This window comes from Comamonas terrae, from assembly GCF_001544075.1.
Taxonomy (GTDB): domain Bacteria; phylum Pseudomonadota; class Gammaproteobacteria; order Burkholderiales; family Burkholderiaceae_C; genus Comamonas; species Comamonas terrae.
On the sequence record NZ_BCNT01000010.1, the window covers coordinates 97,030 to 110,898 of the forward strand.

The following is a 13,869-nucleotide window of genomic DNA, read 5'->3' on the forward strand; positions in this document are numbered from 1 at the left end:
CCCGGCGTGGGCGGCACGGCGCATGCCGCCGCGTCCGCACCCCGCCCCGACCCCTATGCTTGATCGTATCGAACGCATTCTGGTGGCCTGCAACCGCTGGCTGCTCATAGTCCTGCTGCTGGCCATGGCCTGCATCGTCTTCGCCAACGTGGTGCTGCGCTACACCACGGGCGACTCCATCGTCTGGGCCGAGGAAGTGGCCCGCCACATGATGATCTGGGTCACCTTCCTGGGCGCCGGCCTGGTGCTGCGCTTCGGCGGCCATGTGGCCATCGACAACCTGCACCGCGCCGTCAGCACCCGCAGCGCGCAGGTCATCCGCGCGCTGGTGGTCGCCGGCCTGGCGCTGTTCTTCGTCGTGATGACCGTGACTTCCTCGCAGTATGTGTATGCCACGCGCTTCCAGACCACGGCGGCCACCGATATTCCCATTTCCTATATCTACGCCGCCATGCCCGCGGGCTTCGTGCTGATGCTGGTGCACCTGCTGTTCATTGCGCGCGGCTACATCGCGGCCGGCAACTTTGCCGAGTCCGACGAAATGGACGCAGACGCCGCAGCGTCGATCTGAACGGGAAGACACCATGGGACTCACTCTTTTCATCGCCATCGTCGTCCTGCTCGCGCTGGGCTTTCCGGTGGCTTTCGCTCTGGCCATCTCGGCCGCGCTGGCCGTGTTCGTCGGCGGCCGCTATCCCCAGCTCATCGTCTTCAAGGAAATGTTCACGGGCATCGACAGCTTTCCGCTGATGGCCGTGCCCTTCTTCATCCTGGCGGCCGAGCTGATGTCGGGCGGCGCGCTCACGCATGTGCTGCTGCGCTTCGCGGCCCAGTTCGTCGGCCATCTGCGCGGCGGCCTGGGCTATGCCAACGTGCTGTCGCTGACGCTGTTCTCGGGCATCTCGGGCTCGGCCCTGGCCGACGCGGCCGGCCCCGGCTCCATGATGGTCAAGATGATGGACAAGGCCGGCTACGGCCGTCCCTATGCAGCCGCGCTGACGGCCAGCACCGCCATCGTCGGCCCCATCATCCCGCCCTCGGTCAGCATGATCATCTATGCGCTGCAGGACGAGCATGTCTCGGTCGGCGGCCTGTTCATGGCCGGCTTCATCCCCGGCATCCTGATCGCGCTGGCCATGGCGGCCGTCAACTGGTGGGTCTGCAGGAAGCGCGACTATCGCTCCACCGAGCCGCGCCCCAGCGCGCGCGAGATGTGGGCCAACAGCTTCAAGGCCATTCCCGCGCTGATGCTCATCGTGCTCATCGTGGTCGGCATCCGCTTCGGCATCTTCACGCCCACCGAGGCCTCGGTGGTCGCGGTGTTCTATGCGCTGATCTGCGGCAAGTGGATCTACCGCACGCTGCAGTGGTCGGCCGTGCCCGGCATCCTGGCGCGCTCGGCCATGCTCACGGCCTCGGTGCTGCTGGTCATGGCCACGTCGGCGGCCTTTGCCTGGGTGCTGACGGTGGAAGGCATTCCGCAGTACCTGTCCGAGCTCATCGTGAGCTGGCAGCTCTCGCCCGTGATGTTCCTGATCGCGGTGAACATCCTGCTGCTGGTCTTCGGCATCTTCATGGAGCCGCTGCCCGGCGTGATGATCCTGGTGCCCATCCTGGCGCCCATCGCAGCCAGCTTGGGGCTAGATCCCACGCACTTCGCCATGGTGGTCATCGTCAACCTCACGCTGGGCATGATCACGCCGCCCGTGGGCGGCCTGCTGTTCGTGACCTCGGTGGCCACGCGCGTGTCCATCACCGAGCTCACGCGCGAGATGCCGCTGTTCCTGCTGGCCCACTTCGTGGTGCTGTGCCTGCTGACCTTCATCCCCGCGCTGTCGACCTGGCTGCCGCATACACTGGGCTTCCAGTAAGCGCGGGGAGCCGCCGGCCACGGAAGGCCGTGGCATGGCGGCACACTCGCAGACGACAGAGGGGCGGAGATGGACACCAGGCATGCACATGGATACCCCGCGCTGCGCCACCGCAACGGCCAGCACGCGCATGTGACCTTCGAGGAGCTGTTCTTCGATCTGGTCTATGTGTTCGCGGTCACGCAGCTCAGCCACGAGCTGCTGCACCACCTGGGCCTGGGCGGCCTGATCGAGACGCTGGTGCTGTGGTTCGCAGTCTGGCTGGGCTGGCAATACACCTGCTGGACCACCAACTGGTTCGACCCGGAGACGCCGCGCATCCGCGGACTGCTGTTCACGACGATGCTGCTGGCCCTGCTGATGGCCTGCGCCATCCCCGGGGCCTTCGGCGACCGGGGACTGATCTTCGCCGGCTGCTATGCGGCCATGCAGGTCGGGCGCACCGCCTTCCTCCTGCTGGAACTGGGCCCGGACCACCCGCTGGCGGCCAACCATCGCCGCATTCTGGCCTGGCTGCTTATCGCCGCCGTGTTCTGGATCGCGGGCGGCCTGCTGCAGGGCGAGGCACGCATCGCCTGCTGGATCGCGGCCGCCGCCTGCGAATATCTCTCTCCGATGTTCGGCTTCGCCTTCCCCGGTCTGGGACGCTCCTCGACCCGCGAATGGACCATCGAAGGCGGCCACCTGGCCGAGCGCTGCCAGCTCTTCGTGATCGTCGCGCTCGGCGAAACCCTGCTGGCCAGCGGCGCCACGCTGGCGGACACGCCGTCCTGGGGAGCCGACATCCTGCTGGCGCTGGGCGCCACCTTCATCGGCACGCTGGCCATGTGGTGGCTGTATTTCGGCACCTCCAGCAAGCATGCCACGGCCGTCATCACCAGCTCGGCCGACCCCGGGCGCATAGGCGCCTACTTCCACTACATCCACGCGATCCTCGTGGCCGGCATCATAGGATGCGCGGTGGGCAACGACCTGGTGATGGCGCATCCGCATGCCGGCCTGCAGACCACGCAGGTGCTGACGCTGGTAGGCGGCCCGGCCCTGTACCTGCTCGGCAGCGCCGTCTACAAGCATGTGGTGTATGGCTGCATCCCGCTGTCCCACATCGTGGGCGTCCTGCTCTTGCTCGCGCTGGTGCCCGTGGGCTATGGCAGCAGCCTGCTCGTCATGGGCTGGCTGACCACCGCCGTCCTGCTGCTGGTCGGCCTGTGGGAAATGCGCACGCACCGCCAGCCGGTCATGGGCCCCGGGCACGGCGGCCATTGATCTGCGCCGGCCGATCAGGCCGGTTCGCCGCCGGCGGCCTCCAGCCTCAGGGCCCGCTCCGTCACCAGTTCGTAGCAGCCGCGGCGCAGCCTGCGGATCTGCAGCGGCCCGCCCCAGTCGGCCAGCCGGCGCTGCAACAGCAGCAGGCGCACGCCCAGGTTGTCCTGCACATCGGGCAGGCCCAGGGCGCTGCCGGCCAGGCGCAGCTCCCGCGTGGAAAAATCCCGGCGCCCACTGCGCTGCATATCGCCGGCGACCTTCCAGAGAATGGCGCCGGCCACGCCCTTGATCAGGTACTGGCCGTCGACGAACACCGTGCCGTCGCGCGCGAAATAGCGCAGGAGCAGGGGCGGTCCATACCGGGGCGGTCCACACCGGGGCGGCCCCTGCTCCACCGGAGCGACAGCACGCGCATCTTCCGGCAGCGCAGCCGCGGCCTCCAGCGCACGCATCGCGGCCGAGCATGGGGAGCACCTGGCCGCCATCGCGCAGCTGCGCGAAGCGGTATCAAGCCTGTGCGCCGCTGACCCCGGCCCCGCGCAGGACTTGGCCGCACTGCATCTGTACCGCCAGCTCGCGCTTTTCGTGGGCGAGAACCTTGCCCACATGCATGTCGAGGAAACGCAGCACAACCAGCTGCTGTGGTCCTGCTACAGCGACGACGAACTGCGCGCGCTGGAAGGCGCCATCGTGGCCTCGCTGCCGCCGGCCGAAAACCTCATGTACATGCGCTGGATGATTCCAGCCGTGACGCCCGCCGAACGCGCCGGGCTGCTGGGCGGCATGCAGGCCGCCGCGCCGGCCCCCGTCTTTGCGGCCGTGCTCGACACGGTGCAGCCGCACCTGAGTCAGCAGGACTGGGCCAAGCTGACCCTGGCGCTGGCGCCCGCCCAGGCACCGGCCTGGATCGTGGCCTGATCCGTTTCAAGGATTCGGCCGGGTCATTTCCGCGGGCTCGGCCCGCAGGTCGGCATCGCAGCCCACGCCCGCCGCGATCCAGCGCCTGGCCAGAGCCAGCCTGAGCCGGCCCAGCCCGCGGCGCCAGGCCGAGGAATGAGAGACCTCCTGCAGCACGCCGCAGCGGTACTGGCGTGCCGCATCGTCCCAGCGCAGCGCCGCGCAAGCCCCTTTGCGCCGGCGCGAGATCAGCATGCCCATGGGGCAGGGCTCGGCCAGGCAGCACAGGCCGCAGCCGTTGCATGGCGCACCCCAGGCGGGCTTGGCGGGCGCCTCTACCTGCCAGAACACCCTTTGCTCGCGGGCCATGCCGGGCGCCTCAGGTGCGCGCCAGCACGGGCGCCAGCGCCTTGCCAGTATGCGTGGCAGCGCGGACCAGGTCCTCGGGCGTGCCGGCCGCGACGATGCGGCCGCCGTCCCGGCCGCCCTCGGGGCCCAGGTCGATGATCCAGTCGGCCTCGGCGATCACGTCGAGATCGTGCTCGATCACGATCACGCTGTGGCCGGCATGGACCAGGCGGTGCAGCACGCGGATCAGCTTGTCCACGTCGGCCATGTGCAGGCCCACCGTAGGCTCGTCGAGCACGTACAGCGTGTGCGGCGCCTTCTGGCCGCGCCGGGTCACGTCGTCGCGCACCTTGGTCAGCTCGGTCACCAGCTTGATGCGCTGGGCCTCGCCGCCCGAGAGCGTGGGCGAAGGCTGGCCCAGCGTGAGATAGCCCAGGCCCACGTCCTTCAAGAGCTGCAGCGGGTGGGCGATGCTGGGCATGGAGGCAAAGAACTCCACGGCCTCGTCCACCTCCATCTGCAGCACGTCGCCAATGCTCTTGCCGCGCCAGGTCACGGCCAGGGTCTCGGGATTGAAGCGCGCGCCGTGGCAGACCTCGCAAGGCACTTTTACATCGGGCAGAAAGCTCATCTCGATGGTGCGCATGCCCTGGCCTTCGCAGGCCGGGCAGCGGCCTTCGCCGGTGTTGAACGAGAAGCGCCCGGCCGCATAGCCGCGCGCCTTGGCCTCCAGCGTCTCGGCGAAGAGCTTGCGGATGGTGTCCCAGAAACCGATGTAGGTGGCCGGGCAGGAGCGCGGCGTCTTGCCGATCGGCGTCTGGTCCACCTCGAGCACGCGGTCCACGGTCTCGAAGCCCTGCAGGCCCTTGCAGCCCACCAGCGGCGGCGCCTTGCCGGCATCCATCGCGTCGCGCCCGGCCTTGGTGGCGCGCTGGCCCACCCAGGCCGCCACATTGGCCAGCAGCACGTCGCGCGCCAGGGTGGACTTGCCCGAGCCCGAGACGCCCGTCACCGCCACCAGCCGCTCCAGCGGCACGCGCGCATCCACGTTCTGCAGGTTGTGCATATGGGCGCCGAGCACGCTCAGCCACTTGAGCCCAGAGGATTCCGGCGCCGCTTCAACTTCCGTAGCAGCTGGCGCCTTCTTCTTGCGGGTTTTGGGGACTTTTACCTCCGCAACGACCTCCTGCTCTGCGGCAGCCGCTTCCGTTTTCGGAGCAGCCTCCGCCGCTGCCGGCGGCTCGCCCTGGCCCACCCAGCGGCGCGGCTGGAACGGATGGCGCATGGCATGCAGCAGATAGCGGCCCGTGACCGAATCCCCGGCCGCCATGATGTCGGCCGCCGTGCCCTGGGCCACCAGGCGCCCGCCGCGTATGCCGGCGCTGGGACCGATGTCGATGATGTGGTCGGCGCGGCGTATGGTGTCCTCGTCGTGCTCCACGACGACCAGCGTATTGCCCTTGTCGCCGAGCTTGTGCAGGGCGTTGAGCAGGATCTGGTTGTCGCGCGCATGCAGGCCGATGGTGGGCTCGTCCAGCACGTAGCAGACACCTTGCAGATTGCTGCCCAGCTGGGCCGCCAGGCGGATGCGCTGGGCTTCGCCGCCGGAGAGCGTGGGCGCGCCGCGGTCCAGCGTGAGATAACCCAGGCCCACTTCCTCGAGGAATTCAAGACGGCTCTGGATTTCGGGAATCAGGTCGCGCGCGATATCGCTTTCACGGCCCGACAGCGCCAGCGCCTGCACCCAGCGGCGCACGTCGGACACGGACAGCCGGGCAATGTCGGTAATGCCCGTGCCGTGGAACTTCACCGCGCGCGCCGTGGGGTTCAGGCGCGTGCCGTGGCAGGTCGGGCATTCGACCTCTGCCAGGTCTTCCACCTCCTGGCCCTCGAACTTCACCTCGCGGCCGCGGTTGTCGTCGGCCAGCAGCGTGTCGTCATAGACCTTGCGCTGGTCCTTGGTCAGCTTCACGCCCGTGCCCACGCAGTCGGGACACCAGCCATGCTTGCTGTTGTACGAGAACAGGCGCGGGTCCAGCTCGGCATAGCTGGTGGCGCAGACCGGGCAGGCGCGCTGGGTGGAAAACACCTGCAGATTGCCTATGCCCGCCGTGCTTTGCCCGCCCTGCATGGCCTCGGCCAGGTTCTCCAGGCCCGAGAGCACGTGCAGCACGCCCTTGCCGATCTCCAGCGCCTGGCGCAGATGTGCGCGCACCTCGCCCTCGTTGGCGGCCGTCACCGTCACGCTGGCCACGGGCAGCTCGATGGTGTGCTCCTTGAAACGGTCGATGCGCGGAAAGCCCGCGGTCGGCAGGAACTCGCCGTCCACGCGCAGATGCGTGTAGCCGCGCGGTCGCGCCCAGTCGGCCAGCTCGGTATAGACGCCCTTGCGGTTGACCACCAGGGGACTCAGCAGGCCTATGGTCTGGCCGCGGAAGCTCGTCATCAGCTGGGCGGCGATGCTTTCCTCGGTCTGGGGCTGGACCACGGCATCGTCATGGATGCAATGCTGCACGCCCAGCTTCACGTAGAGCAGGCGCAGGAAGTGCCAGACCTCGGTGGTCGTGCCCACGGTGGACTTGCGCCCGCCGCGCGACAGCCGCTGCTCGATGGCCACGGTGGGCGGGATGCCGTAGACCGCGTCCACCTCGGGCCGCCCCGCGGGCTGCACGATGGAGCGTGCGTAGGCATTGAGCGATTCAAGGTAGCGGCGCTGGCCTTCGTTGAACAGGATGTCGAAGGCCAGCGTGGACTTGCCCGAACCCGACACGCCGGTGACCACGTTGAACTTGCCGCGCGGCACATCCACGCTCATGCTCTTGAGGTTGTGTTCCTTGGCGTTGACGATCTCGATCGCATTCTTGGCCGGCGGCACCTGGCTGGCCCTGGCCTTGCGCTCGGGCTTGTAGAGCATGGGCGCCACTTCGCGCACGGCCTCGCCGCCCACGCCCATGGCCAGGTCATACTCGCGCAGCGCCTGGGCCGTGTGCGAGCCGGGGACGTGGCGCACATCCTCGGGCGTGCCTTCGGCCACGACCAGGCCGCCGCCGTCGCCGCCTTCGGGGCCCAGGTCGATCAGCCAGTCGCTGGCGCGGATCACGTCGAGGTTGTGCTCGATCACGATCAGCGAATGCCCGGCCTCCAGCAGCTTCCTCAGCGCGCGCATGAGCTTGGCGATGTCCTCGAAGTGCAGGCCCGTGGTCGGCTCGTCGAACAGGAACAGCGTGCCCTTTTTGGCCAGCGACTGCTTGGACTTGGACTGCGTCTTGGCCGCTTCGGCCAGAAAACCCGCGAGCTTGAGGCGCTGCGCCTCGCCGCCGCTGAGCGTGGGCACGGGCTGGCCCAGCTTCACGTATTCCAGGCCCACGTCGACAATCGGCTGCAGCGCGCGGATCACGTCTCTATCCTGGGAGAAGAGAAGGGCCGCCTCGGCCACGGTGAGCTCCAGGACATCGGCCACGTTCAAGGCCTGGTCGCCGCGCTCTATCGTGATCTCGAGGATTTCGGGCCGGTAGCGCGAGCCGTTGCAGTCCGGGCAGCGCAGGTACACGTCCGAAAGGAACTGCATCTCCACATGCTCGAAGCCCGAGCCGCCGCAGGTGGGGCAGCGGCCGTCGCCGCTGTTGAAGCTGAACTTGGCGGCCGTGTAGCCGCGCTGGCGCGACAGCGGTGCCACCGCGAACAGCTCGCGGATCGCATCCCAGGCGCCCACATAGCTCACGGGATTGGAGCGCGCCGTCTTGCCGATGGGCGACTGGTCCACGAACATCACGTCGGCCAGATGGTCGGCGCCCAGCAGGCGGTCGAATGCACCCGCCGATTCGGTGGGCTTGCCGAAGTGGCGCATCAGCGCCGGCACCAGCACATCCTGGATCAGCGTGGACTTGCCCGAGCCCGACACGCCGGTGATGGTCACTAGGCGCTGCAGCGGGAACTCCACGCTGATGCCCTGCAGATTGTGTTCGCGCGCGCCTTCGAGGATCAGGCGCGGCGTGGATTCGGTCACCATGCGCTTGAAGCCGAAGCCCACTTGCTTGCGTCCGCCCAGGTAGGCGCCGGTCAGCGTGTCCGCCTGGCGCAGCTCCTCGGGCGTGCCGTCGAACACGATCTGGCCGCCGCGCGCACCGGGGCCCGGCCCCATGTCGATCATGCGGTCGGCCGCGAACATCACGGCCGGGTCGTGCTCCACCACCACCAGGGTGTTGCCCGCGTCGCGCAGGCGCTGCATGGCCTCGGTGATGCGCTCCATGTCGCGCGGGTGCAGGCCGATGGAAGGCTCGTCGAGCACGAACAGCGTGTTGACCAGCGAGGTGCCCAGGGCCGTGGTCAGGTTGATGCGCTGCACCTCGCCGCCCGAGAGCGTGCGGCTTTGCCGGTCCAGCGTGAGGTAGCCGATGCCCACGTCGCACAGGTACTGCACGCGCGTCATGATTTCCTCGTGCAGCATGCGTAGCGCCTGTGCATCGCCATCGCTCCTGTCGGCCGCGGTGCCGGGCGCCAGCTGCGCGAAGAAATCGCGCAAGCGTGTGATCGGCAGGCGCATCAGGTCGTGCAGGCACAGGCCCGGCAGGCTGTCGAGCTGCTCGCGGCTCCAGCCCGTGCCCCGGGGCATGAAGCGCTGGTAGCGGCCTTCGGCGCCCTCGCCATGGGTGGACAGCACGCTGTCCGCCGCCTGCTTGCTGCCGATGCGCCACAGCAGGCTCTCGGTCTTGAGGCGCGCGCCGCCGCAGGTCGGGCATTCGGTATAGCTGCGGTACTTGGACAGCAGCACCCGGATATGCATTTTGTAGGCCTTGCTCTCCAGGTATTCGAAGAAGCGCCGTATGCCGTACCAGGTCTGGTTCCACTTGCCGTTCCAGTTCGGCGAGCCTTCGATGACCCAGTCCTTCTGCGCCTGGGTCAGCTTGGCCCAGGCCGTGTCGCGCGGAATGCCTTCGGCCTCGGCATGGCGCATCAGGTCGTCCTGGATCTCTTTCCAGGCCGGCGTCTGCACGGGCTTGATGGCGCCGGTGCGCAGCGTGAGTTTGTCGTTGGGAATCACCAGGCCCCAGTCCACGCCGATCACCCGTCCGAAGCCGCGGCAGGCCTCGCAGGCGCCCACGGCCGAGTTGAACGAGAACATGGACGGAATCGGCTCGTGATAGGACAGATTGCTCTCGGGGCAATGCAGGCCTTGCGAGAATTTCCACAGCTCTGGCTCGGCCGCATCTGCCTCACCGCTTTCCGGCAGCACGTAAACCGTCAACCTGCCGCTGCCACGCTTGAGCCCGACTTCGATGGCCTCCATGGCCCGTGCGCGCTCTGCCTTGCCGAGACGGAAACGGTCGGCCACCACGTCGAGCACCTTGATCTTCTCGGGCGCAGCCTTGGCCTTCTTCGCACCCTTGGCGGGCACTTCGCCGGCCCGCTGCGCACGCTCGACTTCGCGCTCGGCCTGCACCTTGGTGAAGCCGCTGGCCGACAGCCATTGTTCCACTTCGGCCGGCGACGTGTTGGCCGGCAGCTCGACCGGGAAGGTGATGGCAATGCGCGGATCGCCCGCCGCCGCGCAGCGCCGGGCCAGCTCGGCGTAAATGGTCTCGGGCGTGTCGTGGCGCACCAGTTGGGCCGTTTCGCGGTCGAACAGCTGGGTGGCGCGCGCGAACAGCAGCTTGAGGTGGTCGTTGAGCTCGGTCATCGTGCCCACCGTGGAGCGCGAATTGCGCACCGGATTCGTCTGGTCGATGGCGATCGCGGGCGGCACGCCTTCGACCTTGTCCACGGCCGGCTTGTCCATGCGGTCCAGGAACTGGCGCGCATAGGCCGAGAAGGTCTCGACGTAGCGGCGCTGGCCTTCGGCATACAGCGTGTCGAACACCAGGCTGGATTTGCCCGAACCGCTGGGTCCGGTCACCACCGTGAGCTCGCCGGTGCGGATGTCGATATCCAGATTGCGGAGATTGTGCTGGCGTGCACCACGGATGCGAATCAGGCCCTGCGTCATAGTGTTTGGTCTTCAGTAGAGGCCAAACATTCTAGGCAGTCTTGCCAAGCACCCTGCGTGCGCATGTGCATTCCGCTGCGGCCGCACATTCCCGGCAGGCAAATGCGCCACCCCGGCAGAGCCCTCCGGATTCCAGAATATCCGCGGCTTTGAAAACCGCCACCGGATTATGTCCGGCAGCACATGCATTGAGGCATGGCAACAGGACCACATATAAAGCCGCCGCCGGCCTTGGAAGAGCTGCGCGGAAACCCGGGATTTTCTTTCGCAAGACATTGCCCTGCCACTTTCAACAGCCTTGCCTCGCAAGAAAAAAGCCCCGCGCCTTGCGGCACGGGGCTGGAACTTGGAGTAATGCCTGCATTATCAGCTGCAGGTGCTGCAGGCACCGCTTGCGCGGTGCACCAGTTAGAAGGCGTGGCGAACACCCACGGCGAAGGAACTGAAGTCGGCACCCTTCACTGCGGAACCATAGGAAGCATTGCTGCTGTTGTTCACACGGGTGTAGTAACCGTACACCTTGGTGCGCTTGCTCAGGTTGTAGTTGTAGCCCACGGTGTACTGGGTAGCGGCAGAGCTGGACAGATTGCTCCAGCTGTTGGCACGGCCGGCATTCAGGTGGAACTCGGAGGCGCCCAGAGTGTACATGCCGGACAAGCGGAAGTTGTTGCGCGAGCCCAGGAGGTTTTCGTCGTTACGCTGGTAGTAACCACCCACCGTGAACTGGCCGAAAGTGTACAGGCCACGCACCGATGCTTGCCAGTTGCCATCCCAACGGCTATAGCCTGCGCCCAAGTGCACGGGACCCGTGTTGTAGTTGGCCGCCAGGTCGTAGCCATTCTTGTTGTTGGTGCCCAGAGCCTTTTCATGCAAGGAAACGGAGCCCTCAGCCCAGAAGCCGCCCATGGAAGGAGTGCGATAGGCAATCTTGTTGGCGGTACCGACACCGCCCGCACCACCTTGGCCACCTGTAGAGACACCCATCCAGTTGGGATCCTGATACAGCGCGTCGCTGGAAGAGCCCGTGTCGTGGTTGTGCATGCTGACATAGTCAGCGGATGCAAAGTAAGACTCAGGGAAGAAGTTGCCCAGACGCACCATACCGAAGTTGCCCGACAGGTTCACTTCGCTTTGACGCTTGAAGGTCAAGCCGGTCGCCGAGCCGGTACCCATGCCGTTGTCAGAATTGAAACCAGACTCCAGCACGAAGCCAGCCTTCAGGCCGCCGCCCAGGTCTTCCGTACCCCGGAAGCCAAAACGCGATGCATTGTTGTACAAGCCGGTCACGGAATTGTCGCCGATCTTCTGGCGCTCAACGGTCGTGTTGATACGGCCATACAGCGTCACGCTGCTCTGAGCCATTGCGGTGGTGGCGCCCATCACGGCCAGCGCGGCCAGAGCGATGCGAGTCATCTTGGTCATTCAGTGCTCCTGATATTGAAATATGTGTTTTGCACCGCGTTGGCTGGTGGCATGCGCCCCCTAGCGGCTAGGCGCAATTCTAGGTTCGCACCCGTAAGAAAAAGTGACGCGCATCGCCAAAAATTCGCACTCTGATGCATTGCCGCCACACAATTGACATATTTCCAGCGCGAACATCCATAAAAAAAGCCTGCGCCAGCCGGAACTGCGCAGGCCTTTTCCCTTTTGCTGGCTTGCCCCTCGGCAAAGCCATCACGGACGCATCAATCTGCGGCGTAGATATCGCGGTCCTTGGTTTCAGGCACGAACAGAATGCCGATCACGGCGGTCATGCCCGCGATGATGATCGGATACCAGAGACCGTTATACATATTGCCGGTCTGGGCCACGATGGCGAACGACATGGTGGGCAGCAGGCCGCCGAACCAGCCGTTGCCGATGTGGTAGGGCAGGCTCATGGAGGTGTAGCGGATACGCGTGGGGAAAAGCTCCACCAGCATGGCCGCGATCGGGCCGTAGACCATGGTCACGAGCAGCACCAGATAGGTCAGGATCACGATCATCATGACCTTGTTCATCTTGGCGGGGTCGGCCTTGGTCGGGTAGCCGTCCTTGGCCAGCTCTTCGGCCACGCTCTTCTTGAAGGCGCTGTCCTTGGCCTTGGCATCCTCGGGGCTCAGGCCCTTGAGCGAGAACGCGGGGATCTCGGTGGAGCCGATGCGCACGGTGGCCGTGGTGCCCGCGGGAGCCTCCTCGGTGTCATAGCTCACGGAGCCCGCCGCCAGCACCTGCTTGGCCACGTCGCAGGAACTCGTGAACTTGCTGGTGCCCGTGGGGTTGAACTGGAACGAGCATTCCTTGGGATCGGCGACGATCACCACCTTGTTGCGGGCCTGGGCTGCAGCAAGGTCGGGGTTGGCGGCTTCGGTCAGCGCCTTGAACGCGGGGAAATAGGTCACCACGGCCAGGATGCAGCCCAGCATGATGATGGGCTTGCGTCCGATGCGGTCGGACAGCGAGCCGAAGACCACGAAGAACGGCGTGGCAATCAGCAGGGCCGCGGCAATCATCAGGTTGGCCGTCACGGCATCGACCTTGAGCTGCTGCGTCAGGAAGAACAGCGAATAGAACTGGCCGCTGTACCAGACCACGGCCTGGCCGGCGGTCAGGCCCAGCAGGGCCAGGATCACGATCTTGAGGTTCTTCCACTGGCCGAAGGATTCCTTGAGCGGCGCCTTGGAGACCTTGCCCTCGGCCTTCATCTTCTGGAAGGCCGGCGACTCGGACAGCTGCATGCGGATCCACACCGACACGCCCAGCAGCACGATGGAAACCAGGAAGGGAATGCGCCAGCCCCAGTCGGAGAAGGTCTCCTCGCCCATGGTGGTGCGCACGCCCAGGATCACCAGCAGCGACAGGAACAGGCCCAGCGTGGCCGTGGTCTGGATCCACGAGGTGTAGGCACCGCGCTTGCCATGCGGCGCATGCTCGGCCACATAGGTGGCCGCGCCGCCGTACTCGCCGCCCAGTGCCAGCCCCTGCAGCATGCGCAGCGCGATCAGGATGACCGGCGCGGCCACGCCGATGCTGGCGTAGTTGGGCAGGATGCCCACGATGAACGTGGACATGCCCATGATCAGGATGGTCACCAGGAAGGTGTACTTGCGCCCGATCATGTCGCCGAGGCGCCCGAACACCAGGGCGCCAAAGGGACGCACGATGAAGCCCGCGGCAAAGGCCAGCAGCGCGAAGATGAAGGCAGAGCCCGCATCCAGGCCGCTGAAGAACTGCTTGGCAATGATGGCTGCCAGCGAGCCATAGAGGTAGAAGTCGTACCACTCGAACACGGTACCGAGCGACGAGGCAAAGATCACCTTGCGCTCTTCGGGACTCATGGGCCGCGGAGCCGGTTTGGACCCCGCGCCTAGCGAAGCGTTGACAGCCATGTTTGTCTCCTTGATAGGTGTAATAGGACAGGCCCCTGGCACCAGCCTGCCGGTTCACTATCGATGCGGTAGCTGACGCCGTTCTGACACGCGTCTTACAGAAATTGACACCAGCCTGAACGGATTCTTACGAACT

Annotated in this window: 9 protein-coding genes; 4 read left to right on the forward strand and 5 right to left on the reverse strand. The window is 66.3% G+C overall.

Annotated elements, in window-relative coordinates; all coding sequences use genetic code 11:
• Window positions 1-55 precede the first annotated feature (55 nt).
• The 3 genes from Cte04_RS14995 (at window position 56) to Cte04_RS15005 (ending at window position 3,137) form a co-directional block, all read left to right on the forward strand.
• Window positions 56-571, forward strand: a complete 516-nt coding sequence (locus tag Cte04_RS14995) for a TRAP transporter small permease (RefSeq protein ID WP_066479688.1) — start codon at window positions 56-58, stop codon at window positions 569-571.
• Window positions 572-584: 13 nt separating this feature from the next.
• Window positions 585-1,871, forward strand: coding sequence for a TRAP transporter large permease (locus tag Cte04_RS15000; protein WP_066479690.1), 1,287 nt, complete (start codon window positions 585-587; stop codon window positions 1,869-1,871).
• A gap of 69 nt (window positions 1,872-1,940) precedes the next feature.
• The gene (locus Cte04_RS15005; protein WP_066479693.1) at window positions 1,941-3,137 is read left to right on the forward strand and encodes a low temperature requirement protein A; all 1,197 of its coding nucleotides are present in this window, start codon (window positions 1,941-1,943) and stop codon (window positions 3,135-3,137) included.
• Window positions 3,138-3,151: 14 nt separating this feature from the next.
• Here Cte04_RS15005 and Cte04_RS15010 read toward each other — a convergent pair whose 3' ends face one another.
• Window positions 3,152-3,589: a hypothetical protein gene (locus Cte04_RS15010; protein WP_066479696.1), complete on the reverse strand. Its 438-nt coding sequence runs from the start codon at window positions 3,587-3,589 to the stop codon at window positions 3,152-3,154.
• Window positions 3,590-3,683: 94 nt separating this feature from the next.
• Here Cte04_RS15010 and Cte04_RS15015 point away from each other — a divergent pair, with 94 nt between their 5' ends.
• Complete coding sequence (locus Cte04_RS15015) at window positions 3,684-4,055, forward strand: hemerythrin domain-containing protein (RefSeq protein ID WP_066479705.1); 372 nt, start codon at window positions 3,684-3,686, stop codon at window positions 4,053-4,055.
• A gap of 6 nt (window positions 4,056-4,061) precedes the next feature.
• Here the strand turns inward: Cte04_RS15015 and Cte04_RS15020 are convergent, their stop codons facing one another.
• The 4 genes from Cte04_RS15020 to Cte04_RS15035 form a co-directional block, all read right to left on the reverse strand.
• Window positions 4,062-4,403 carry a hypothetical protein gene (locus Cte04_RS15020; protein WP_066479708.1) on the reverse strand — a complete coding sequence of 114 codons (342 nt, stop codon included), beginning with the start codon at window positions 4,401-4,403 and terminating at the stop codon, window positions 4,062-4,064.
• A gap of 10 nt (window positions 4,404-4,413) precedes the next feature.
• Entirely contained in the window at window positions 4,414-10,365 is a 5,952-nt protein-coding gene (locus tag Cte04_RS15025) for an excinuclease ABC subunit UvrA (RefSeq protein ID WP_066479711.1), read from the reverse strand.
• A 408-nt stretch (window positions 10,366-10,773) separates the two neighbouring features.
• Window positions 10,774-11,787 carry a porin gene (locus Cte04_RS15030; protein ID WP_066479717.1) on the reverse strand — a complete coding sequence of 338 codons (1,014 nt, stop codon included), beginning with the start codon at window positions 11,785-11,787 and terminating at the stop codon, window positions 10,774-10,776.
• A gap of 263 nt (window positions 11,788-12,050) precedes the next feature.
• Window positions 12,051-13,733 (reverse strand): MFS transporter, encoded by a 1,683-nt coding sequence (locus tag Cte04_RS15035; protein WP_066479720.1) that lies wholly within the window; start codon window positions 13,731-13,733, stop codon window positions 12,051-12,053.
• Window positions 13,734-13,869 lie beyond the last annotated feature (136 nt).

Excerpts from the sequence above, each read along its gene's own strand:
- Cte04_RS14995 (WP_066479688.1), top strand. The coding sequence starts at position 56 with ATGCTTGATCGTATCGAACGCATTCTGGTGGCCTGCAACCGCTGGCTG.
- Cte04_RS15000 (WP_066479690.1), top strand. The coding sequence starts at position 585 with ATGGGACTCACTCTTTTCATCGCCATCGTCGTCCTGCTCGCGCTGGGC.
- Cte04_RS15005 (WP_066479693.1), top strand. The coding sequence starts at position 1,941 with ATGGACACCAGGCATGCACATGGATACCCCGCGCTGCGCCACCGCAAC.
- Cte04_RS15010 (WP_066479696.1), bottom strand. The coding sequence starts at position 3,589 with ATGCGTGCGCTGGAGGCCGCGGCTGCGCTGCCGGAAGATGCGCGTGCT.
- Cte04_RS15020 (WP_066479708.1), bottom strand. The coding sequence starts at position 4,403 with ATGGCCCGCGAGCAAAGGGTGTTCTGGCAGGTAGAGGCGCCCGCCAAG.
- Cte04_RS15025 (WP_066479711.1), bottom strand. The coding sequence starts at position 10,365 with ATGACGCAGGGCCTGATTCGCATCCGTGGTGCACGCCAGCACAATCTC.
- Cte04_RS15030 (WP_066479717.1), bottom strand. The coding sequence starts at position 11,787 with ATGACCAAGATGACTCGCATCGCTCTGGCCGCGCTGGCCGTGATGGGC.
- Cte04_RS15035 (WP_066479720.1), bottom strand. The coding sequence starts at position 13,733 with ATGGCTGTCAACGCTTCGCTAGGCGCGGGGTCCAAACCGGCTCCGCGG.